The organism is Acinetobacter sp. TW_SC_4, from assembly GCF_054861205.1.
This window is the reverse complement of the sequence record NZ_JBSLRK010000002.1, coordinates 18,605-41,988: the sequence shown is the minus strand read 5'-3', so window position 1 is coordinate 41,988 and position 23,384 is coordinate 18,605. Positions and strand designations below refer to the sequence as shown.

The following is a 23,384-nucleotide window of genomic DNA, read 5'->3' as shown; positions in this document are numbered from 1 at the left end:
TAGCCAAGTGTCTAGGCTTTTTGATTTCGCATAACCCCCATTATGTTAAATAACAATGATTTTAGTTGATTATTCATCCTTATAGCTTTCGAAAACTTGCAGAACCTTTCTTAATTTGTAATCCTTGCTGCCAAGGGTGCCTAGCTAAGCTAAGGCAGGTATTTGTTGTAGTCGGGCCGCTATAACAGGATGAAGAGTACCTGTATGTTTAATCTAAATATTTTTAATAAGATTTCTACTGAAGTCTTAACCTATAAGAATGCCCTTGAACTGAAGTCAGAGAATCAATTAATCATAAAATATAAGACCTCCAGTTCTGATGACTATAGAAAAGCTATTGTTTTAGTTCTAAAAGAGCGAGGATATAGTAGGTTGGAAATAGGGCAGTTACTTGAGAGTTAATTCTTAAAATTTTCTAAAATTAACATAATACCCCCTTATACGAATTCCCAGAACATGGCTTTCAGCCATGCTTTTGTTTATCAAAATAGTATAGATATATGAATTTTAAGATAAAGAAAAAGCCTTATAGTCTCTCCCGGAACTATAAGGCTTATAAATCGCTGTAATTTTTTTCTTAATTACCTACTTTTTTACTCTATAAGTTATGAATATATTTTACCAATAGGTAAAAAAAGATATAAGACAAAAGATGAATATGCTAAGAATTCCGCGTAAAGCCTACTAGTTTCGCATAACTACCATTATGAACCGTACCGGGTTTGTCGGAGACTTTTTTATTTAAGTTAGGCCACCTGACCTAACGGGTTAATCTTATCATAGTACATTGCTTCAAACTCAAAAGGCGATACATAACCCAGTGCACTGTGTACACGCTTTTTATTGAACCAATCTACCCAGTTTAGTGTCGCAAGTTGTACATCTGCTAAACCTTGCCAATCTGCTTTTAGATATTCAATCACCTCTGTTTTGTATAAGCCATTCACCGTTTCAGCCAAAGCATTATCGTATGAATCACCAGTTGTACCGACTGATGCTCGTAAATTTGCAGCTTCTAAACGATTGGTATAGCGAATGGAAAGATATTGCATACCTCTGTCGGAATGGTGAATCACATTCTTTGGCATGCCTCGATCGTGCAATGCTTGCTCTAATGCATCGAGTACCATATCTGTATTCATACGTGTTGATACTTTCCATCCAACAATTGCTCGTGAGAACACATCAATAATAAAGGCGGTATAGACCCAGCCTGAATTTGTTTGAATATAGGTAAAGTCAGCAACCTGAGAAACACTGTTTCGTAAGGTGATTAGGCTGATCAGCTTTAAAATTCCGTTTCACCAAGTCAGGTGCTCGTTTTTGGTCATCTCGGCTACGGGTGGTTTGTTTGTTCTTACCACGCCAAACACCTTGTATACCTAGCTTTTTCATTAATCGAGCAACAGTACAGCGTGCAATAATACAGCCTTCACGTTTCAGTTTTTGCCAAACTTTACGTACACCATATCGACCTGAACTTTCCTTCCAAATTCGTTTAATTTGTTCCGCATGATGCAAGTCATGTAAATCTCGTTTCGCTCGATGTTCTGGATTGTCCGCGAGATCTAAAGTCCGATAATAGGTTGAAGGGGTGATCGGTAAAATTCTACAAATCGCCTCGACTCCATACAGCTCTTTATTATGATGGATAAAATCCACCATTATTTGTGTGGGCGGTCGAGCTCCGCCTGGGCGAAAAAAGCGGCTGCTTTACGTAAAATTTCATTGGCACGTTGCAGTTCTTTATTTTCACGTTTAAGTTGTTTAATACGTTCTTGATCAGATATCTGTTGTACTTTAATAGGATTTTGCTGATCTAAATGCTTTTGATGCCAGGCACGAAGTGTTTCAGGAGTACAACCAATCTTATTCGCAATTGCTGTGATTGCAGCCGAATTCGATGGATAATCTTTTTCAGATTCAATCAATAATTGAACCGCTCTTTCTCTGATTTCAGGGGTATATTTTAATTTTGTCATCGAACCTTGCGAAGCAGTGCTTCTCACTCAGAATATTGACTCTCCGACAAACCCGGTACGGTTCATGTATTTTTTTATAAAAATAATAGAGAGTTTGGTAACTTAATTTCATCCGCTCCAAGCTTAAAATAAATTGCTGTTATAGTGTGAACTATAATATTCTAATTCATGCATTAAAATGAAAAGATTACCTACTATTTCAAGTATTTGCTTGATGATTTTAACTTTATCAACTCGAGCAGAGACCCTTCCTGAAACTTATATATTATGGGAACAATATTACCAAGTTGAACAAAAGGATCTTGAACAGGCAACACAACTTTTACAGCAGATTAGCCAGAAATCACCGCGAGATCCAAAGGTCTGGAAAACTTGGACATATCTGGAAATGCGCAAAAATAATAATAGCGAAGCTTTAATTTATATTGATCGAACTCTTGAATTAACGCCAGATGATGAACAATTGTTGTTGCAAAAAGCCTATCTGTTGAATGCTGCTCAACGTAATCCCGAAGCTTTAGAAATATTTAGAAAACTGCAAAGTTCCTCAAATCCTGAAACTGCAGTAAAAGCCCAACAGGCTGTACTTAATTTAAATGGAACAACAAGTGGTCAGACTAAAAATACCTTTGCCGATATCTATTTTTCTCCTTCTTTTGAAGGACGTTATGACACGGCTATCTTACCCTTGAAGCTCCGTTATGGACGTTATTGGGGAGAAGAAAACCGTGGCCAGATTTATGGCTTTGCCAGCATTAACAGGGATACCCAATCCACCGGCGGTGCACGACCTGAGATTATTGACCAGAATGCAGCCATTGTCGGTGTTGGAACAAATTACCGTCCTTGGGAATGGCCGCTCTATCTATATCTGGAACTCGGCGGAAGTTATGATCTAATAGATTTAAACCGAGACAAATTCAGAGAAAGTATTAATTTTGGTTTGACCGGTTATCAGGAATGGTATTGGCATGATTCCGAAACCAGTCATAGTCCGATTACCCAGAAAACTCAGTATTTTGCCGAACTGTATGGCAATGCAGCGAGCTATTCACGTGAAGATTATAATGTAATTGGCGACCTGCGCCTGCGTACCGGTTGGAACTTTAACCGGGATCATCTAGGCAATATCCAGACTTATCTGAAGTTACATACGATTAATGATTCCAATAACGAATTTTATAACAACCTGGCAGAGTTGGGGCCGGGTATAGCCTGGCAACCTGCAGACTTCCCGGTCAAGCTACGTGTTGAACAGATGTATGGCAAATATGTAAATGGGGCACCTGAGTCTGGAAAAAGAACTTTTGATAATACCCGAGTGGAACTGACTTATTACTGGAGCTTTTAACCATGCTGATTGATCTTTCTTTTATTTTTGGTACCCGCCCTGAGCTGATTAAATTAGCACCAGTCATCTTAAAAGCCCAGCAAGATTCACGATTTAGAGTCAATGTGGTATTTACCGGTCAGCATCTGGAATTGGTACAGGATGCGATCGAGTTTTTCCAAATCAAGATTGATCATCATCTGCAAATCATGCAACCCGGCAAAAGTCTAAATATTCTATTAAGCAAGGCATTGACCGAACTGGATCAAGTATATCGTGACATGCCGAAATGTGATGTAATTGTAGTGCAAGGGGATACCACCACTGTACTTGCAGGTGCTCTGGTGGCCTTTAACCTGAATATTCATCTGGCGCATGTTGAAGCCGGATTACGCTCTTTTGATCTGATGCATCCATTTCCAGAAGAAGGAAACCGGCAACTGGTTTCCCGCTTGGCTCACTGGCATTTCGCACCGACCCGACGTTCTGCAGAAAACTTGCGTCAGGAAAATATTCCAGACCCGCAGATTTTTATTACCGGTAATACCGTGGTTGATGCTATTCATCATGCCCGTGATTTAATGCAATCTTCTTCTCAGCAGTCTCAGCAAAGGTTAGAGCGAATGGGGCTGAAATTAAGAGAGCAAGATAAACTGGTCTTGCTGACTGCACATCGACGAGAAAATTTTGGTGAAGGTATTCAAAATATCTGTGCCACCATTCATACACTATGTCGCCGTTATCCAGAGCTGCATTTTGCCTGGCCTGTGCATCTCAATCCGCAGGTATATGAAATTGCCTATCGCGAGTTTCTGGATCATCCGCAGGTACATTTGTTAAAACCTCTGGATTATCCGGACTTACTAGCTGTTTTAGGTGCAGCCTATTTTATTATGACTGATTCAGGCGGTATTCAGGAAGAAAGCCCCACCTATCAAAAACCGGTGCTCATACTGCGGAATGTAACTGAACGCCCGGAAGTGGTTGAAGCAGGTTGTGGAATACTGGTCGGTACCGACCAAGCCAAAATCGTACAAGAGTTTTCTCGTCTCATGGATGATTCAGTCTATTATCGACAACATGCAGAAGTCGAAAATCCATTTGGTGATGGTCATGCTTCGGAACGTATTTTGGAACAGATGCTGCAAGATTTAACAGCCAGAGCTTAGTAATTGATTTTCATCCACAAATAAAGCCAGAACACACTGGCTTTATTTAAATAATGTGGACCATCAAAAATATATACACGCTCTCCAGCATAAGCTTTTAACTGTTTTGCAATTTCCCAAGGGTAAGCTGCACGAAAGCCGCCCCCCGGTTTAGGCCGGAAAGCTTCGAGAATAATCACAACTCTTTTGTCCCCAACCTGATGTTTAAGGTTTTGATAAATCACCGCCGCTTCTTCGGGACTACGCGTGCCCACACCGACGCCATCCTGAAAAAAGACTTGGGCATTATCAGGCAACCAGCTTTCAAGCCAATAATGTAAAAACCGTGATTTGCGGTCTGCACTATAAATGCTGATCCAGACTGGTCGCTGGAATTCGGCAACATAACGTGCCAGATTGGCAACTCCATGCCAGCTTGGATCAGCTTCTACAGGAAAATAATAAGCAGCAGGCTGAACTGGAAGAGACGTTTCAATAATCTGTTGGGATTGTAAAAAGAGTTGGTCAATATTTTCACGTGCCACAGGTTCCTGAAAAATGCCTGCCAGACCTAAGATAACCTGCTTGGACCAGGGTTGTTCGGCAATCGTATTCCAGTCCGGCTGATGTTGCCATTGGGCTCCGGGGATTTCTTTAAAAAAGGAGCGTCCGTCTACAATACTCCATTGAGTGACTAAGGTATCGATGCCTAATAAGTTCCAGTTACCGGAGGCGTGACTCATCTGGTCAACCTGCCAGAAAATACCCTCAATTTTAGGCGCTGTTACCGCTTTAGCATCTGCACGTGCCATAAAAAACGCAGAGCCAGTAAAAGCCAAGGCAGGAAGTGTCAGTAACACCAGTAAGCCTAAAATTAGGTATTTTTTCATCATTATTCTTCTTTGGTTTTTTGTGCCTTACGGGTTCTGCGCCAGAACAGCAGCCCTATAATAAGCGCAGCAACAATCACTAGAATAATAGCAATAGTTCGCATAGAAATCTGTTCAATTATCGGGGTTTCTGCTTTTTCTATAGCGGTTTGACTAAGTACGGTAATTTGCCCTTGGGCAGAAATAAACAAGGCCGCAGTATTGTTCGGGATTTTCTGCTGGATTTGCGGCCAGAAGCGGGCAAAATTTTCTACCCCGAGGTTGTTGTCGCTATAAATCCAGAAATTCCCGTTTCTGACGGTGATCAAACTACCATTTGCGGTAGTAGGTAAGTAAAGAATCTGACTGTATTTTTGCAATTCGGATTGATAACGCTGGGCATTCAGCAGGATATTAATAGTTTTAGGTGTACTTGGATTCAGCTGGGTGATATTCAGACCAATTGGATCATTACTGAGCAGCATGTTCTTGGCAACTTGAGCCAGGCTGATCGCGATGGGGGTGGCTACAGGCGTATTCATGGCAATTTCAGGAGTCTTGTCAAAAACTGTAGACAGGCTGATGACTCCCTGTTTCATCTGGTAAGGCAGACTAAGCTTGGATTTTTTAGCATCAATCCATAAGGCATTACCCGCATTAGGTAGACAATTATTGCTATTTAACTGGTTATTACTCACCGTCATGTTAAAGCTGTTGGTATAGGGATAATCTGCACCTACAAATTCAAACTGCCGCTCAACCGGGCTGGAATCCAGTTTTGCCAGACTGGTACTACCTGCGAGTACTTCATTGAGCCAAACTTGTAAGGTCGAGCCTTGTAAGAGTCCGCTTTGCGAACGGAAATTAAGCTGACCCTTTAAAATATCCGTAACTTCCCAAACAGCAGGAAAGACCAGTGAAATATTTTTGGGAGTATTGCCGAGTTTGAAATCGGAAATGCCCAGATCGGCCAAGCTTTCAAAACGGCGTACACTGGCCCAGTTTGGTCGCGTGACAGGGCCATTTAAACTCGCTGTTGCAGTATTTAGTTGTGCTAGATATTGCTGATTGAGCAGGGCATTGACGGCCATTAATAATTGGGATTCTGAAGAGTATTCAATCGTCAGACTTGGTACCTGGTTGACCTGATTTAGACTCATCCGTGCTGCAGGTAATTTTGCGGCCGAACGCTGAATATTGATCATGAAATCAGGTGCTGATTCAGGAGTGGTATTTAGCCGCCATTGCACAGGTGTCGCAAAATTCCAAGCAGTTGCCAGCCTACTCATCATGGTGGCTTCCAGGAAATTTGCCGTATTAAAACCTAGCAGTGCCTGTACTGGTTCTGGTCGGTTCAATTGACTATTGAACAGGACATCCGGGAGTTGATTCAGCTGCATGCTGTTACGCTGCGATTGATAACTCAGATTTGGTTGAGTTAAGGTAGTCTGTAAATTGCTTGATTCAAGACAAATATTGGCAGTACTTTGTCCAGGTCCTGGTTTTTGTAAAATACTGATATCCAGCCGATGAAAACCGCTGTCGGCAGGGGGGAGGCTAAAATTTAATGTGCCTTTACCACTCAAATTTTGTTGATGAATCAGCTGATTGTCATACCGGACAATCACCGTACTGCTACCCTGTACATTGAACTGACTGCTGAACTGGACATCATGCCAGCTTTCACCTTTTCCAACATAAAAAAAGTAAGGCGTAGTTTGCTCTACATGCCGCGCAACTACCTCATCAAGCTTCCAGCTGGCCGCATAGAGATGTGCACTAGACAATGCCAAGATAAGTGAAGACATTAATCTCAAAGGAGCTGTTTTTATGTGCATGATCATTATCATTTTTTTTCCTTCTTTCGTTCTGTCTTGTACCAGGTAATTCCTTCACCCTTGATTTTGCCTTTTAACATGTCCCAGGCAGCTTTAAAGACAATCAGGAGAAAGATTTGTGAATAGGTGAAATAGGCAATAAAGGCATAGAAGTAAAATCGTTTAGGCACTTCTTTTTCCAGACTGAGGGTGAACCAGATCTGGACCAGATAAAGAATAAAGGCCAAAATGAAGAGTAAGGTAAATGGGCCGGGAATCGTGGTGCCATCAATACCGAGTAGCCCAACCACCAGCGTCATATGACTTAAGAACAGGGCTGGCACAAAAATGATGTAACACATAATATTGTTGCCGATCTCCATTCCGATTGGAAAAGGATGCCGGAGCGCTGTTCTTAAATATTTACGGGTTACATAAAAGTTACCTTGAGTCCAACGCGAGCGTTGTTTGATAAAAATATTCAGGTCACCCGGATCCTGTTGCCAGCCTACGGCATAAGGCACCCATTTAATCCGTTTATGTCCCAGAAAAATCCGGTAACTCATTTCGGTGTCATCGACCAAGGATTTTTCGTCAAATCCGCCTAGAATATCGAGTGCATCTCGCCAGATCACATAATTGGTTCCCATTAGGGTGGAAAGACGGAAACGCAGCCAGCGTCCACCCTGAAAAATCCACTGGAAATAGATAAACTCGATAGCGATAAAGGTACTAAGGGGGCTGTCTTTCCAGTTGCGGGTACGAACTTTGCCATTCACTGCGACCAGACTAGAATCTGCCAGCAATGTCTGGGCAATCAGTCGCACACAATCCGGCTCTGGCGTACTGTCCGCATCATAAACCGCAATCAATTCTCCGCGGGCGTGTTTGAGTCCGTTATTCAAAGTTCTGGATTTACCTTTACCACCTTGACCTTTAGGCACATTGATGACCCGAATGACTGGAAATTCGGCTGCCATACGATCGGCAATTTCCTGGGTATTGTCTTTGGAGGCATCATTAATTAGCAGTACTTCATAACTTTCAGCCGGATAATCCTGTGCAGCTAGAGAGCGTAAGGTATCTTCAATCACCAGTGCTTCGTTATATGCCGGCACCAGCACACTCAGCATGGGCCAACGTTCAGGTATTGGTAAATTGGTCAGTTCCTGACTGGCACGAATCGAATAGCGCCAGGCAGAAAAGCTGAGCCAGGCCCAAAAGGCCTGTGGAATCCAGATCCCGATAAAGCCGGTAATAAACAGAATATCGATCATGCTCATGATTTTTTGAACCTCCGCCATAACATGGTGATCAGGAGGATGAGCATTAAGATAACGATCACAACAACGGATGCCCAGGAAGTTGAGGTACCCCAGAAGCTTAATAAATTAGGGTAATGGGTCGAGAGTACCAGATGTAATGGCAAGATTACGATTCCTGCTGAGAGCAAGACATAGCCGAGTGGATTGGTATGCACCCGGTTCAGTTGGCTGTCAAAGCGTGTATTTAAAAAGGTCCAGGAAATTCCCAATTCAGGATAAGCAATCTCATTTTCGGCAAGTGGCCCCTGAGGATTCAGGATAATTCCGGTACCATTGAAAGCAGTTTGTGGGTAGGCGGTGTAAAATTGTTGCTGACCAGATTGAATTAAACGGGCGGGTAAAGGCAGTTGTCCTGGATTGGCCTGAACAATGTAAAGTCCCGCAGGTAAAGTTTTTAGATTCGGATTCCAGCCATCCTGTATATAGGCAGCCATGGGACGTAGACCTGCACTGGTGGCGAGGGTCGCAAGTCCGCGAAAACGATTCGGTTCGATACTGCTTAGATCAAGAATCGGGATAGCACCTTCCGAAACCTCCTGTTTGATCTGAAAGTAGATTGACGGTTTCATGAAATTTTCAGGAATGATTAAACCCGGTTTAATACCCTGATTTTTCATGTTTTGATAAGTTTCGTAGTGTATTTGATCAAAGCTAAATACCGGCCATAACTTCCTGGGAGCTGGGAAATAGGCTGGAATTTGCTTAATATCTAAGGAATCTTGCTGCTGAACCGGATCGACTGTTTTAAGCTCACATTGATAATATTGTTGATAATAAGAACTCAGTACCGGGTCAGGCAGTGTATTGACTGAAACGATCAGACCGCAGACATGCAAAATATCACTCATAGGCGTTCCTCCAAGGAGGGTCGGCCCTGATGATGGGGTAAATGAGTAATCTCTGTTTTAATCAGTTCAATCTGTCTGAGTTTTTCAATCAGTTGTTTGGAAATAGTAGATTCTCGATCGGCAATCATAATTACGCGCAAGACCGAGAGCCGGCTATCAGTAAAGGAAAAATGAGGAACTTCGAACTTACTTTCCAGCACATGGATAATTTTTTGTTGCAACAGTTTTAGTTCATCCACCTGCAACATATCTCTTAATAAATTGTGGTTGGTAATTTCTATATAAATTTCATCATATTGAGGAATCAGATTCAGATTTAACATATCCTGAACTTGAGTTTGGGTATAGAAATAAGTACTGATGGGTAATGTTTTATGGGTCAGGTTTTTACGATAAGTATCTAGTAAATTGTCGGTTTGCCTGTTGGTCGACATCATTTCATAGTAAATACTGAGTAGAAGTGGCGCTAAAGGTAGAATAAAAAGCTGCAAGAAGCGAGTATTGATATCCATGCTATCAGCCTGGACATTAAATAAAATATAAATAAAAAGAGTAATAAAAATGACAATACTCAGTACAACGGACTGAACTACATTTAAAAAGCGTCCCAGTAGAATAAAGCCAATTAAAAGAATCCAGCTTCCGACCAGTTCTGTACGTACCCATTCATAGCCAATTAGTCCTATAAATATAACTATAACCATGGGCAAAAAGGTAATAGTTTGATTTGTCCTTACTAACCAATTTTTTTCCATTAAAATAATTATTTAAAGTAATAATTTAGGATGTTAATGAAATAATTACATGAATAATGTATGAAAAATATATATTTGTTTTTCAGAGTTTAAAGTAATAATATTTTTTGTATAGAAAGAATAAAAATTATTTTTAATATAAAGCATTATGATTAATTTCATATGCCATTATTATTTATTCAAGTATAGAGATTTATTCTTGAGATTAAAGACATAACCGTATGTCATAAGTCGTAAGATACAACATGATGTGTGATTGTCTTATATATGAATATGGCTTAAATGTTCTGGTCACGATGTGAATATTCTTACTATCCCGTTTTTGAGCCTGAGATAGCAGTTTTTTCTTGTAGCTATCGGCTAACTTGCCGAATTGTGAATAAAGAGGACATGGCCTAGGTCGCTTTATTCGTACAAAGATCTAGGCGTTGGGTTATTAGCGTTAAGACAGGCACTTTTTTCTTTTTTGGTTAAAAGTATTTTCATGCTTTTTTGAAAAGCAATAATTTTTAGCCGAGAAATTTTACGGCTTGAAGGCCTAATGTATTTTCACAGGGAATAGCAGATGAATATATTATTGATTGCAGGCTGGGGACTGGGGACAACCGTCCTGAAAGAATTTTCTGAAAAACTCAGGACAGATCATACAGTAGCAATCTCTGATATTTTTGACCCCTTTGATGCGGTGACCCTGCAGGAAAAGATAAAGCTCGCACAAGATTATGATGTGCTCATAGGCTGGTCTTTAGGAGGACAATTGGCCATATATTTGGCGAATGAAATCTTTCAGCAGACACGAGTAGCAAAGCCTGTCATTGCCTGTATGTCCAATCCTTGTTTTGTTGCCAATAAAGATTGGCAACAAGCAATGCCTGAAACTGATTTTGAACAGTTTCTCCAGGCCGCCCGACTAGACATGTTAACGACATTGAAACGTTTTTGTCATCTCGTCTGTATGGGAGCGAAGGATGCACGGCAACGGGTAAAATATTTACAATCCAAACTGTCTTTAATTGATTTAAATCATCAAGAAAAGCATCTTTATCTTTTAAAACAATTAGATTTGGTAGAGATATTAAAAACCTGTTCAACGAAGATACTGTTTATATTTTCAAATCAAGATTCACTAGTTCCTTGCCAAGTTTCCATAGAACCTGTCTTTTATCAACAAAGTTTAATCAAAGTCAAAGAAATCGAGGCCGCACATGATGCAATCCTGTTCGATACAGAATTGGTGCTAACACCTATTCTGGATTTTCTGGATGATTTATCAGTTGCTTCAGCAAGATAGAGAGTTCAGTCATTTGCATTTTCAACTGAGCAGGCTAAGATCGATATTTCCACAATTTTTCAGGATGAATTTTGTGTTTGACGCTTTTGATCAAGAGCATATTTGGCATCCTTATACCTCAATGACTGCCCCCTTGCCATGTTATCCGGTCGCTAGCGCCAGCGGTGCCCAGATCTATCTGGAAGATGGCAGGGCGCTGATTGATGGGATGTCCTCCTGGTGGTGTACGATTCATGGCTACAGTCATCCTGAGCTGAATCAGGCCGCCATTGAGCAGCTGAATAAGATGTCACACGTGATGTTTGGCGGATTGACCCATCAGCCTGCCATTGAACTTGCGAAAATCCTGCTGGAGATTACGGCATCTGAGCTTGATAAAGTCTTTTTTGCTGATTCCGGTTCGGTTGCTGTAGAAGTTGCCTTGAAAATGGCGGTGCAATATTGGCATGCCCAAGGTCAACCGGAAAAAAGTAATTTTGTCACGACACGTTCGGGCTACCATGGTGATACATGGAACGCTATGTCAGTTTGCGATCCCGTCACGGGTATGCATCAAATCTTCGGTTCAAGCCTGCCTAATCGATATTTTGTTCCTGCACCTGAAAGTCGCTTCAATGGCGAATGGCAGGAGCAGGATATCCAGCCACTGAAACAGTTACTGGCAGAAAAGCATGAGCAGATTGCAGCCATGATTATTGAGCCGATTGTTCAGGGTGCGGGAGGGATGCGTTTTTATCATCCTGAATACTTACGCCAAGCCAAAGCTTTGTGTAAGCAATACGATATACTCCTGATTCTGGATGAGATTGCGACAGGTTTTGGACGCACTGGTAAGCTATTTGCCTATGAGCATGCCGATATCATCCCTGACATACTTTGTTTAGGTAAAGCCCTGACCGGTGGCTATATGACATTGTCTGCTACGCTCACCACTAGGCAGGTTGCAGAGACCATTTCTCGGGGGGAAGCGGGTGTTTTTATGCACGGCCCGACCTTTATGGCCAATCCGTTGGCGTGTGCAGTTGCAGTAAAAAGTATCCAGCTTTTACTGGCACAGGACTGGCAAGCCAATATTCAGCGTATTGAACAGCAATTAAGTACTTTGTATGTTTTAGATGGGCATCCTGTAGTCAAAGATGTGCGGGTGCTTGGGGCAATTGGAGTGGTTGAGCTGCATCAGGCAGTGAATCTAGCTGAATTCCAGGCAGAATGTGTTCGTCGTGGTGTATGGATTCGTCCATTTGGCAGAATGGTGTATGTCATGCCACCTTTTATTATTTCTACAGCCGAATTGCAGACATTGCTGGAACATATGATCGCTATGATTCAGCACCTGGAGCTTGCAGCATGAATCACCTCGAACATTTTGCACAGCAACTTGATGTATTAAAGCAACAAGGGCAATACCGCGAGTTTAAATCCAACATTACCAGTGCTGCCCATTTTGAACTCAACGGCAAAACCATGTTGAATCTGGCATCGAATGATTATCTAGGTCTTGCCAGCCAAGTGGATTTACGGGAAGCATTTTTTGATATGACTCCTGTTTCTGAACGGCAGATGAGTGCCAGTTCCTCCCGATTGCTGACTGGAAATTTTCCCGCTTATGAACAGCTTGAACATAACATGTCGCAAGCCTTTGGCCGTGTGGTACTGCTGTTTAATAGCGGCTATCATATGAATATCGGGATTTTACCTGCGCTTGCAGACAGTAAAACCCAAATCATTGCTGATAAACTGGTTCATGCCAGTATGATTGATGGTATCCGTTTATCTAAAGCGAATTATGTGCGATATCGGCATAATGATTTAGATCACTTGGCACAACTTTTATTGAAATATCATTCAGATGAGTCGATTGAACGTATCATTGTCGTCACAGAATCCATTTTTAGTATGGATGGGGATGAAACCGATTTAACTGCTTTGGTGGCGCTAAAAAAACAGCATCCTAAAGTCATGCTGTATGTTGATGAAGCGCATGCGGTAGGCGTACGCGGTTTACGTGGACTGGGCTGTGCCGAGCAATATAATGTGATAGGGGATATCGACTTCCTAGTAGGTACCTTTGGTAAAGCGCTTGCTTCGGTTGGTGGCTATTTGGTCTGCGAACCGATAATCCGGGAATATTTGATTAATTCAATGCGCCCGCTCATTTTCAGTACGGCCCAACCTCCCATCTGTATGGCTTGGACAAATTTTATCTTTCAGCATCAACAGGGCTTACAGGCAGAACGTCAATCGTTAACTGCATTATCACAATACAGTCAGCAGGCAGTAAAAAATCTGGGTTATGACTGTCCGTCAAGTTCCCAGATTATTCCGGTCATTATTGGAGATACGCATCAGACTGTAGCTTCAGCAGCCTATTTGCAAGATTATGGTTTTTATGTATTGCCTGTACGTCCACCCACTGTTCCCAAAAACTCGTCACGACTGCGGATATGTTTGCATCACGGAATAAAGAATCAGGAAATTCAGCACTGTTTTAGTGTACTGGAGCAGTATCAGCCATGAACAATACACTGATTGCACAACGATTTGCTCAGGCTCAGCACAGTTATGATCAGCATGCCGTAGCACAGCACCATGTCGCTCAACATTTACTTCATTTAATGCAACAGTATATTCCCCAAACACATATGCAACGTGCGCTAGAAATTGGTTGTGGTTCAGGTCTGTTTAGCCATGCTTTTTTACAGCATTATGGGGTTGATCAGTTGTTTTTAAATGATCTTTATCCTGAAGTGAAACAGCATTTTCCTGAAACTGAGCAATTCATCTGGGGTATAGGCGATATCGAACAGTTGCCATTACCGCAGTCTTTAGACTTGGTGGCGTCCTGTTCAGCCTTGCAGTGGATTCAGGAGCTACCAGCCTTAATCCGAAAAGTGGCCAATGCCTTGAACCCATCAGGATACTTCTGTTTTGCCAGTTATGCAGAAGACAATTTAAAAGAAATTAAAGCATTAACAGGACAGGGTCTGGATTATTTACCACTGGAAACTGTAGCAAATATCTTGCAGGCACAGGGCTTTGAACTGCTGATGGCAAATGAAGAACGGATCCAACTCAACTTTGCCCAGCCTAGAGATGTGTTAAAACACATGAAATCTACCGGTGTGCAGGCAACGGCTCAGGGTTTTCGTTGGGGCAAAAGCTCACTTGCGCAGTTCGAGCACCATTATGCTCAATTCCAGATCCCGGAAACAGAGGGTTATCCTTTGACTTACCATCCCATTTACCTGATTGCACGGAAGGCTCTATGAGTTTGAAAATCTATTTTGTCAGCGGCATTGATACCGCTATTGGTAAGACCTATGCCACCGGTTTTTTAGCCAGAAGCTGGAATGAACAGGGGATTCGAACCATTACCCAAAAGCTGATTCAAACTGGCAATGTGGATGTTTCAGAAGATATTGAGCAGCACAGGATGATCATGGGGTGTGGACTGCTGCCTGAAGATCATGACAAGCTGACCATGCCAGAAATTTTTAGCTATCCAGCCTCACCGCATCTGGCATCTGAACTAGATCGGCGTTCAATCGATTTCGAAAAAATTCAGCAGGCAGCCACTATACTGGCCGAGCGTTATGACCGGGTTTTGCTTGAAGGGGCAGGAGGATTAATGGTGCCGCTGACCCGGGACATGCTGACAATCGATTATATTGCAGCGCACGATTATCCTGTCATTCTGGTAACTTCAGGCCGTCTGGGCAGTATTAATCATACTTTACTGAGCCTGGAGCTACTCAAACAGCGTAAAGTCACACTTCATGCTGTGGCATTTAACCATACTGATGACCATCAGGACCAAACGATTGCGATGGATACTATTCAATATTTAAAGGAGTATCTGCCCCAGTATTTTCCAACAGCCGTATGGCTGGATATTCCTAAGCTTGCAGGTCACGCTTAGATACGCCGCACTTGATTTCAATGCGAAGCCCATAGGGCCGTCGGGCATTAAAAGAGAGCAGATAACCATATTGTTTTAACAGGTTAGCGGTTAATGTCAGTCCCAGACCATGGCCGTGCTGCTGAGCAGATTTGCGCCAGAAGCGTTGTCCTAAATGTTGGATATCCTCGGCTGTAAGTTGTTGTTCATTATCTTTAATCACTAGGCAACCAGGATGCAGGGATGGAGCTAAAGACTTCCGGTTGCGCCTTGTTTTCAACCACATATGCGCCAGCAGCCGCGAAAATGATCATGATCAGCAGGATAAAAATAACCGCCTGAAATGAGCCATTTTGCGCTATCTACCAAAAGGCAGACTGATCCTAATCATGATTTCGAACAGGCTAATTCAAAAAAGACAAGATTATTTAGCGGCTGTCGTCAGAAAAATATAGATTATCCTATGATTTTAAAGAATTATTTCTTGTGTAAAAGAAATAATTTATAACAAGAAAAATCTTTAAAAGGTTTTTTTAGCTATAAAAAAATTGAATAATGAATAAAACATAAACCACCAATAGGGCAGAGATGACCAAGAATTATTATGAAATATTAGGTGTACCTCGAGATGCAACTGTTGAGCAAATTAAAAAAGCTTATCGTAAACTTGCCAGAAAATATCATCCCGATGTCAGTAAAGAAGCTGATGCAGAAGAGCATATGCAACAGTTAAACATTGCTTACGATGTGTTAAGTAATGATGAAAAAAAAGCAGAATATGATTTTGAATTAGACCATCCACAGAATAGCCAGGGTAGGGATGCTCATCAATATTATTCAAATATGGGCGGACAGGATTTTACAGGGTTTGAAGACTTGTTTGGTCGCTTTGGTGGCGGTTTTGGTGGTTTCAATGAACAGCGTTATCAGGGTCGAGCATCCTATAGAGGTGATGATCAACACGCGACTCTAGAAGTAGATTTGGATGTTGCATTCCATGGTGCAACTCAAAATGTCACTTTACAGATTCCAACTATCAATGCGTACGGGCAAGCAGAAGTACAGCGTAAAGTCTTAAAAATTAAAATTCCAAAAGGCATGAAAGCAGGGCAAAAAATTCGTTTAACCGGACAGGGGCAACCGGGTATTCATGGGGGTGAAAATGGTGATCTGTATATTGAAATCCAATACAAAGCTACAGATTCAACTTATGTTGAAAACGCGGATGTCTATCATCATCTGAAGATTAGTCCATGGGAAGCAGCACTTGGACAATCGATTACGGCAAGCTTACCTAATGGTAAACAACTCAATATTCAAATTCCAAAAAATGCCAAAACAGGTCAACAATTACGTTTAAAAAATCAGGGGATTCCTGCTAAAGATGCAGGGCATTTATTCCTCATCCTCGATATTGTGCAACCACCTGCACAAACCGAACAAGAACAACAGGCTTATGAAGCATTTGCAGCAGCATTCTCCAAATTTAAGCCGAGATCATCATAAGGAATAAAATTATGACGACAGTTAAATATTATGAGGTGGTCTTAGAAGATATCCAACAGGCAGAAGTTGTAGATGAGCAACAACGTTATGATTTAAATAGTTTTGCTCAAGTTTGTGGTCAAAGTCCTGAATGGATTCTACAACTGATTGAATACGATATTTTGCCGAATCGCGTAAATGCATCAGATTTATATTTTTTAGTGGATGATGTGGCACGTGCACAAAAAGCGTATCGTTTACAGCGTGATTTTGATGCAAGTTTTACTGCTGTAGCCATGATGTTGGATTTAATCGAAGAATTAGAGAAACTTCGACGTTTATAGACACAGAACAAAGTAATACGCTGGTCAATTTAGCTTATGTCCTTAGGATGGGCAGAAACGTTGTTGATGCCAGATTTGAAATGTCGGCAACTCTCTGGAAAAATGCCCTGGCAGCCTTGCATTTAACTGGCTAGCGCAATCCGATAATAAATAATAACAAACCCACCGCTCAGTTAGCATACAGTAAGTAAAGAGGTGGTTGACTGTGATCATAAAAATAACAGCTCAAGCAGGAGGGAAGCTAGATGGCCAAGTATACTGATATCAATAGTTTTAATACCTTAGAAACATTAACCGTCGGTTCAGAACACTATCAGATTTTCAACCTATCCAAATTGCAAGTGCAGTTGGGCGACCTGTCCCGGCTGCCCAAATCTTTAAAGGTCTTGCTGGAAAATTTATTACGTTTTGAAGATCAGCTCACGGTGAAGACCGAGCATATTCATGCCTTGGCAGGATGGCTTAACGACCGAACTTCAGAACAGGAAATCCAGTATCGTCCGGCACGGGTGCTGATGCAGGATTTTACCGGTGTTCCTGCAGTGGTTGATCTTGCTGCAATGCGTGCAGCAGTGGCCAAAGCCGGCGGTGATCCGGAAAAAATTAATCCGTTGTCACCGGTGGATTTAGTCATCGATCACTCGGTGATGGTCGATTACTTTGCCAGCCCGCAAGCTTTTGAGCAGAATGTTACCATTGAGATGCAACGCAACGGCGAACGCTACCAGTTTCTGCGCTGGGGGCAGGCGGCACTCAATCAGTTTCGCGTGGTGCCGCCAGGAACCGGGATTTGCCACCAAGTCAATCTGGAATATCTGGCACAAGTGGTCTGGAGCAATGAGGTCGATGGGCAGCGCTTTGCCTTTCCTGATACCTTGGTCGGTACCGATTCACATACCACCATGATCAATGGCTTAGGCGTGTTAGGCTGGGGGGTAGGTGGTATTGAGGCGGAAGCGGCCATGCTAGGCCAACCGATCTCCATGCTAATTCCGGAAGTGATCGGCTTTAAGCTTACCGGTAAACTCAAAGAAGGGATTACAGCAACTGATCTGGTGCTGACCATTACCCAGATGCTGCGCCAAAAAAGCGTAGTTGGAAAATTTGTCGAATTTTATGGTGATGGCCTGGCCGATTTACCCTTGGCGGACCGTGCCACGATTGCCAATATGGCACCGGAGTATGGCGCTACCTGTGGCTTTTTCCCGGTTGATGAGGTGACGCTTTCCTATTTACGTTTAACAGGACGTCAGCCGGAAAGAATTGCCTTGGTAGAGGCTTATAGCAAGTTGCAAGGATTATGGCGCAATCCGGGGGATGAACCCGTCTTTACAGATACGCTGGCTTTAGATATGTCGACGGTAGAAGCCAGTCTGGCGGGTCCGAAACGCCCACAGGATCGTGTACTATTGTCACAAGTGCCGAGAACCTTTGATGCCTTCATGGATCTGACCTTGAAACCGGTCAAAGAAGAAAAAGAGCGTCTGGAAAATGAAGGAGGGGGAGGTACGGCTGTTGAAGCGAGACAGGCCAACCTGCCCCATGAAAATGTTTTTTGTATGATTGAGGGTAAAAAATATCCGTTGCAGCATGGTGACGTGGTGATTTCAGCGATTACCTCCTGTACTAACACTTCGAATCCCAGTGTCATGTTGGCAGCAGGGCTATTGGCCAAAAAGGCAATCGAAAAAGGTTTGCAGCGGAAACCCTGGGTGAAAAGTTCACTGGCTCCAGGTTCTAAAGTGGTTACCGATTATCTCAATGCAGCAGGGTTGACGCCTTATTTGAATCAACTGGGTTATAACCTGGTAGGTTATGGTTGTACCACCTGTATTGGTAATTCGGGACCTTTACCTGAAGCGATTGAAGAAGCTGTGCAATGTTTCGATTTGAATGTAGCCTCAGTGCTTTCCGGAAACCGTAACTTTGAAGGACGAGTGCATCCTTTGGTGAAAACCAATTGGTTAGCATCTCCCCCCTTGGTTGTTGCCTATAGTTTGGTCGGGAATATTCGAACTGATCTCACTGCTGAGCCGATAGGTGAAGGCTTTGATGGGCAAGCAGTTTATTTAAAAGATATTTGGCCGACACAGATGGAAATTGATGCCGCACTGCAGAACTTGAATACTGAGATGTTCCATAAAGAATATGCGGAAGTGTTTGAAGGTGATGCCAAGTGGAAAGCGATCCAGATTCCTCAAAGTCAAACCTATACTTGGGATGAACAATCGACCTATATCCGACATCCACCCTTTTTTGCAGAAATTGATCAGCCGGTGCGACCAATTCAGCAGATCAAACAGGCACGGATTTTGGCTGTATTGGGAGATTCAGTCACGACGGACCATATTTCCCCTGCAGGCAACATCAAAAAAGATAGTCCTGCCGGACGATATTTGCAGCAACAGGGGGTTGATGCAAAAGACTTTAACTCTTATGGATCCCGCCGTGGCAACCATGAGGTGATGATGCGAGGCACCTTTGCCAATATCCGCATCAAAAACGAAATGCTGGGTGGGGAGGAAGGTGGCAATACTCTGCATATTCCAAGTGCAGAAAAACTCTCGATTTATGATGCGGCAATGCGCTATCAGGCAGAACAAACCCCACTCGTGATTATTGCCGGGAAAGAATATGGCACTGGTTCTTCACGTGACTGGGCGGCCAAAGGCACCAACCTATTGGGGGTGAAAGCAGTGATTGCTGAAAGTTTTGAGCGGATTCACCGTTCTAATCTGGTCGGCATGGAGGTGTTACCTTTACAGTTTGTGGAGGGTCAGAACCGGCAGATCTTGAACCTGACCGGGCATGAAACCCTATCAATTCTAGGATTGTCGGATGATATTCATCCGCATCAAATGCTGGATGTAGAAGTGCAACATACCGATGGTACATATAGCCATTTTCAGGTGTTGTGTCGTATTGATACCTTGAATGAGGTGGAATACTTTAAGGCAGGTGGGATCTTGCACTATGTTTTACGCAATTTGCTCGCTTCCTAAATTGGATGATGAAAACCCGACACCGGCCACAATGCCGGCCAGTTAAGCAGTTTTACTGACTTATTTATGCGAAATGATTTTAATGACATTGCAAATTATGACCAAATTGAAAGAACTCTGCGAAACTTAGTTCAAGAAGGTGAGCTAATTAAAGTGGGTTATGGTATTTATACCAAAGTAAGAAAAAACCAAATGACCGGAAAAATAATACCAGCCTGTCTAGAAGGCGCTGATGCAGTGATCTTCGAGGCATTAAAAAGATTGGATGTACAGATTACGTTGGGTAAGGCTACGGAAAATATTTATCTGGTCAACCCACCTAGATTCCAGTCTTTACTCAAATTAAAACCCTACATCGTTTTATACGCCAATTGTCTGTAGGTTGTAGCCAATTAATGCCTGATATAAAAACAGTTTGCAGATGTCGCTGATGGATTTGGTATTGGTGCAATTTCTATGTGTAGACAGGTAAGTGTCCGCCGAACCTGATATGATCCTCGAAAGTTAGACGGTTGATTAAGCAGCTTTAAGGACTGATTTCTATATACAAAGGGAGAGCCTTTTAATATCACCTTGATTCATCATATTGAAATACTGGTACTACAAAATAGCACTATTCATGTGATTGAACCGTACCGGGTTTGTCGGAGACTTTTTATTTAAGTTAGGCCACAAACTCAAAAGGCGATACATAACCCAGTGCACTGTGTACACGCTTTTTATTGAACCAATCTACCCAGTTTAGTATCGCAAGTTGTACATCTGTTAAACCTTACCAATCTGCTTTTAAATATTCAATCACCTTTGTTTTGTATAAGCCATTCACCGTTTCAGCCAAAGCATTATCATATGAATCACCAGTCGTACCGACTGATGCTCGTAAATTTGCTGCCTCTAAACGATGACATTATTGTCAAAATGCAGGGTATGGGTGGCTCCCCTTAGGGGCATAATTTGTTGAATCCTAGGTTACTATTAAAAAATCAGAAAAAATAGGAGCTTAGAGCTCCCATTTTTTGTTAGCTTTCTAAGTCCCTATGTTAATTTGAAGAATACTTCATCATAACGTCCGAATACAGCTATATTTTTTTGATTTCTACAATATCACTTGATTCAATGAGCGATTGGATATTATCAAATAAACTTTGAATATAATCAGACGCTATATGGATATCTAAATCCTCCCTGCTACGCCATTCTTCTAAGAAGAAATATCTACTCGAGTCATTTTCGCTAATATAAAGCTCATATTTCAAGCATCCTTCTTCTTGCAGCGTAGGCTCTATTACACTTTGTAAAAGCGCTTCTAACCTCTCTTTTTGATCTGATTTTGCCTTAAAGTTCGCAATTACTGAAATAGTCATTATTTCACCTTTAATTTGTTTTAGAAGTTTTCTAGTACAATTTTGCCTTTTGACTTACCTGATTCAAGCAACTTATGCGCCTTCTCCAAGTTTGCAGCGTTAATTTTGCCTAGATTTTGTTTAAGCGTACTTCTAATTTTTTGCTGGTCAACTAATTGGGCAACCTGTTGCAACAGTTCACCTTGCTTTTCGATATCATCGGTTTCAAACATTGAACGGGTGAACATCAACTCCCAATGGATAGAAATAGATTTAGTCTTAAACGGCATAATATCAAATGTTTGTGGATCATCGATCAATCCAAGCTTGCCTTGTGGTGCAATCAGAGAAACTATTTGCTTGATATATGTTTCTGTATGATTTGTAGAGAATACATACTTTGGTTTTGCAATGCCTAGTGTCTCGATTTGTGCATTTAAATCTTTGCTATGATCAATGACATGGTCGGCACCCAGTGATTCCACCCAAGATTTCGTTTCTTCACGTGAAGCTGTTGCTATAACGGTCAGATTTGTTTTTGCTTTTAGGAGTTGGATAGCGATAGATCCTACACCGCCTGCACCACCAATAATTAGAATACTGCCAACTTCTGTTTCTGAAATTTGAAACCGATCAAACAGCATTTCCCATGCCGTTATTGCAGTTAATGGCAATGCTGCTGCTTCTGCATTAGATACTGTAATGGGTTTAAGACTGATAATTCGTTCATCGACTGCTTGAAACTCAGCATTACTACCATCTCGGGTTAAATCGCCAGCATACCAAACAGAATCTCCTACTTTAAACGAGGTAACTTTTGAGCCAATTTCAATAATTTCCCCAACGGCATCCCAACCTAAAATACGATTATTTGCTTCAGACGAATTTTTTCTCACTTTAGTATCAACTGGATTCACAGAGATTGCCTGAACTTTTACCAGTACATCACGCTCCTTAAGCGTAGGCTTAGCTTTTTCAATATCTACCAATGAATTTTTAAAATCATCATGGTTATTGATAACATACGATACGGCTTTCATAGATTTGTCCTTAACTTTAAAAATATAGTAAAAATGGGAGCAAGGTGCTCCCATTTTTTGTTATTCAATTATTAAAACTCTTGGCTCATTGGGCGCAAAACAATTTCATTAATATCTACATCCGCAGGCTGTTCAATTGCATAAGCAATTGCTCGAGCGACTGAGTCAGCTGGTATGGCTTGTTTGTAGAAATCAGTAACAAACTCTGAACTTTCTTTATGAGAAGAACCAAATTTTAGTTCTGACTCAACTGCACCAGGCTCAATAGTAGTGGTTCTAATTGTTCCCCCAACTTCATGACGAAGTCCTTCAGAGATGGCTCTTACAGCAAACTTAGTACCGCTATAAACAGTACCTCCTGGACTAAATACTTTTATCCCTGCAACAGATGCGAGATTAATAAAGTGTCCAAAGTTTTGTTTTTGGAAAACAGGTAGGGTAGCTGCTATACCATAAAGAACACCTTTAATATTGATGTCGATCATACGATCCCATTCATCAACTTTTAGCTCACTTAATGGTGCAATAGACATTAATCCAGCATTGTTTACCAATACATCGATTTGACCAAATGCGCTTAATGCCTTTTCAATAAGTGCTTGTACTTCCTGTGGTTTGGTTATATCCATACCAATAAATTCAGCTTGACCACCTTCAGTACGAATGTCGTGAACAATAGCCTCTAATTTTTCAGTACGTCTAGCACCAAGTACAACCTTTGCACCTTTTTTAGCAAGTAAGCGAGCAGTAGCTTCACCTAAACCACTACTTGCACCAGTGATAACAATAACTTTATTTTCTATATTATTCATACAAGTAACCTTCAACCTATCTGTCAATCATATTTGATGGATTAAGTATTACAGCCTTGTTAGGTATAATAAATGAATAATATTATCTTTCAGAA

Annotated in this window: 20 protein-coding genes, 4 pseudogenes and 1 other annotated feature; of the genes and pseudogenes, 12 read left to right on the top strand and 12 right to left on the bottom strand. The window is 41.7% G+C overall.

Features of this window, described 5'->3' with window-relative positions; all coding sequences use genetic code 11:
- The first annotated feature begins 204 nt into the window (after positions 1–204).
- Positions 205–402 carry a hypothetical protein gene (locus ACWM1W_RS15720; RefSeq protein WP_004779908.1) on the top strand — a complete coding sequence of 66 codons (198 nt, stop codon included), beginning with the start codon at positions 205–207 and terminating at the stop codon, positions 400–402.
- 344 nt (positions 403–746) lie between these two features.
- On the opposite strand, the pseudogene ACWM1W_RS15715 reads toward ACWM1W_RS15720, so the two are convergent.
- A pseudogene (locus tag ACWM1W_RS15715) lies at positions 747–1,982 on the bottom strand (IS3 family transposase).
- Positions 1,591–1,707 (bottom strand) — a sequence feature (AL1L pseudoknot). It overlaps the preceding pseudogene by 117 nt.
- Before the next feature lie 214 nt (positions 1,983–2,196).
- Between ACWM1W_RS15715 and ACWM1W_RS15710 the strand changes: the two are divergent.
- A complete protein-coding gene (locus tag ACWM1W_RS15710; protein WP_375726160.1) occupies positions 2,197–3,333 on the top strand; it encodes a tetratricopeptide repeat protein in 1,137 nt (378 codons plus the stop codon).
- A gap of 2 nt (positions 3,334–3,335) precedes the next feature.
- Positions 3,336–4,481: a non-hydrolyzing UDP-N-acetylglucosamine 2-epimerase gene (gene wecB, locus ACWM1W_RS15705; RefSeq protein ID WP_375726161.1), complete on the top strand. Its 1,146-nt coding sequence runs from the start codon at positions 3,336–3,338 to the stop codon at positions 4,479–4,481.
- Here the strand turns inward: wecB and ACWM1W_RS15700 are convergent.
- The 5 genes from ACWM1W_RS15700 to ACWM1W_RS15680 are packed head-to-tail and all read right to left on the bottom strand — an operon-like array spanning position 4,478 to position 9,831.
- Complete coding sequence (locus tag ACWM1W_RS15700; RefSeq protein WP_375726162.1) at positions 4,478–5,353, bottom strand: alpha-amylase family protein; 876 nt, start codon at positions 5,351–5,353, stop codon at positions 4,478–4,480. The genes wecB and ACWM1W_RS15700 overlap by 4 nt on opposite strands.
- The gene (locus ACWM1W_RS15695; protein WP_375726163.1) at positions 5,353–7,173 is read right to left on the bottom strand and encodes a hypothetical protein; all 1,821 of its coding nucleotides are present in this window, start codon (positions 7,171–7,173) and stop codon (positions 5,353–5,355) included. The genes ACWM1W_RS15700 and ACWM1W_RS15695 overlap by 1 nt, the downstream gene beginning before the upstream one ends.
- A gap of 2 nt (positions 7,174–7,175) precedes the next feature.
- Positions 7,176–8,429, bottom strand: a complete 1,254-nt coding sequence (locus tag ACWM1W_RS15690; protein ID WP_005237568.1) for a glycosyltransferase family 2 protein — start codon at positions 8,427–8,429, stop codon at positions 7,176–7,178.
- Positions 8,426–9,319 carry a hypothetical protein gene (locus tag ACWM1W_RS15685; RefSeq protein ID WP_375726164.1) on the bottom strand — a complete coding sequence of 298 codons (894 nt, stop codon included), beginning with the start codon at positions 9,317–9,319 and terminating at the stop codon, positions 8,426–8,428. Before ACWM1W_RS15685 ends, ACWM1W_RS15690 begins: the two co-directional genes overlap by 4 nt.
- A complete protein-coding gene (locus tag ACWM1W_RS15680) occupies positions 9,316–9,831 on the bottom strand; it encodes a hypothetical protein (protein ID WP_313399991.1) in 516 nt (171 codons plus the stop codon). Before ACWM1W_RS15680 ends, ACWM1W_RS15685 begins: the two co-directional genes overlap by 4 nt.
- Positions 9,832–10,639: 808 nt before the next feature.
- Between ACWM1W_RS15680 and ACWM1W_RS15675 the strand changes: the two genes are divergently transcribed.
- The 5 genes from ACWM1W_RS15675 to bioD all read left to right on the top strand — a co-directional run bounded on the left by ACWM1W_RS15675 (position 10,640) and on the right by bioD (position 15,284).
- Positions 10,640–11,365, top strand: coding sequence for an alpha/beta hydrolase family protein (locus ACWM1W_RS15675; protein ID WP_004812113.1), 726 nt, complete (start codon positions 10,640–10,642; stop codon positions 11,363–11,365).
- A 73-nt stretch (positions 11,366–11,438) separates the two neighbouring features.
- Positions 11,439–12,716, top strand: coding sequence for an adenosylmethionine--8-amino-7-oxononanoate transaminase (gene bioA, locus ACWM1W_RS15670; RefSeq protein ID WP_005237570.1), 1,278 nt, complete (start codon positions 11,439–11,441; stop codon positions 12,714–12,716).
- Entirely contained in the window at positions 12,713–13,882 is a 1,170-nt protein-coding gene (locus tag ACWM1W_RS15665; RefSeq protein WP_286712911.1) for an 8-amino-7-oxononanoate synthase, read from the top strand. Before bioA ends, ACWM1W_RS15665 begins: the two co-directional genes overlap by 4 nt.
- On the top strand, positions 13,879–14,634 hold the full coding sequence (gene bioC, locus ACWM1W_RS15660; protein ID WP_375726165.1) for a malonyl-ACP O-methyltransferase BioC: 756 nt from the start codon (positions 13,879–13,881) through the stop codon (positions 14,632–14,634). Before ACWM1W_RS15665 ends, bioC begins: the two co-directional genes overlap by 4 nt.
- Positions 14,631–15,284, top strand: a complete 654-nt coding sequence (gene bioD / locus ACWM1W_RS15655) for a dethiobiotin synthase (protein ID WP_004780106.1) — start codon at positions 14,631–14,633, stop codon at positions 15,282–15,284. Before bioC ends, bioD begins: the two co-directional genes overlap by 4 nt.
- Here the strand turns inward: bioD and ACWM1W_RS15650 are convergent.
- Together ACWM1W_RS15650 and ACWM1W_RS15645 are read right to left on the bottom strand one after the other, a co-directional pair.
- A pseudogene (locus ACWM1W_RS15650) lies at positions 15,262–15,501 on the bottom strand (ATP-binding protein); the annotation flags it as partial. The gene bioD and the pseudogene ACWM1W_RS15650 sit on opposite strands and share 23 nt — an antisense overlap.
- Positions 15,497–15,619, bottom strand: a pseudogene (locus ACWM1W_RS15645) (ion transporter); the annotation flags it as partial. The pseudogenes ACWM1W_RS15645 and ACWM1W_RS15650, both read right to left, overlap by 5 nt.
- Positions 15,620–15,851: 232 nt before the next feature.
- Between ACWM1W_RS15645 and ACWM1W_RS15640 the strand changes: the two are divergent.
- From ACWM1W_RS15640 to ACWM1W_RS15625, 4 genes are all read left to right on the top strand, one after another.
- Positions 15,852–16,769, top strand: a complete 918-nt coding sequence (locus ACWM1W_RS15640; RefSeq protein ID WP_286712918.1) for a DnaJ C-terminal domain-containing protein — start codon at positions 15,852–15,854, stop codon at positions 16,767–16,769.
- An 11-nt stretch (positions 16,770–16,780) separates the two neighbouring features.
- Positions 16,781–17,092: a chaperone modulator CbpM gene (locus tag ACWM1W_RS15635; RefSeq protein WP_004780103.1), complete on the top strand. Its 312-nt coding sequence runs from the start codon at positions 16,781–16,783 to the stop codon at positions 17,090–17,092.
- A 245-nt stretch (positions 17,093–17,337) separates the two neighbouring features.
- A complete protein-coding gene (gene acnA / locus ACWM1W_RS15630; RefSeq protein WP_375726166.1) occupies positions 17,338–20,094 on the top strand; it encodes an aconitate hydratase AcnA in 2,757 nt (918 codons plus the stop codon).
- A 66-nt stretch (positions 20,095–20,160) separates the two neighbouring features.
- Positions 20,161–20,475: a DUF6088 family protein gene (locus tag ACWM1W_RS15625; RefSeq protein WP_005237573.1), complete on the top strand. Its 315-nt coding sequence runs from the start codon at positions 20,161–20,163 to the stop codon at positions 20,473–20,475.
- 283 nt (positions 20,476–20,758) lie between these two features.
- Here ACWM1W_RS15625 and ACWM1W_RS15620 read toward each other — a convergent pair.
- The 4 genes and pseudogenes from ACWM1W_RS15620 to ACWM1W_RS15605 all read right to left on the bottom strand — a co-directional run.
- Positions 20,759–20,998 (bottom strand): annotated as a pseudogene (locus tag ACWM1W_RS15620) (integrase core domain-containing protein); the annotation flags it as partial.
- Between the two features lie 175 nt (positions 20,999–21,173).
- A complete protein-coding gene (locus ACWM1W_RS15615) occupies positions 21,174–21,458 on the bottom strand; it encodes a putative quinol monooxygenase (RefSeq protein WP_312329279.1) in 285 nt (94 codons plus the stop codon).
- Between the two features lie 20 nt (positions 21,459–21,478).
- On the bottom strand, positions 21,479–22,477 hold the full coding sequence (locus tag ACWM1W_RS15610; RefSeq protein ID WP_375726167.1) for a zinc-binding alcohol dehydrogenase family protein: 999 nt from the start codon (positions 22,475–22,477) through the stop codon (positions 21,479–21,481).
- Positions 22,478–22,548: 71 nt separating this feature from the next.
- Entirely contained in the window at positions 22,549–23,289 is a 741-nt protein-coding gene (locus tag ACWM1W_RS15605; protein ID WP_375726168.1) for an SDR family oxidoreductase, read from the bottom strand.
- Between the last annotated feature and the right edge of the window lie 95 nt (positions 23,290–23,384).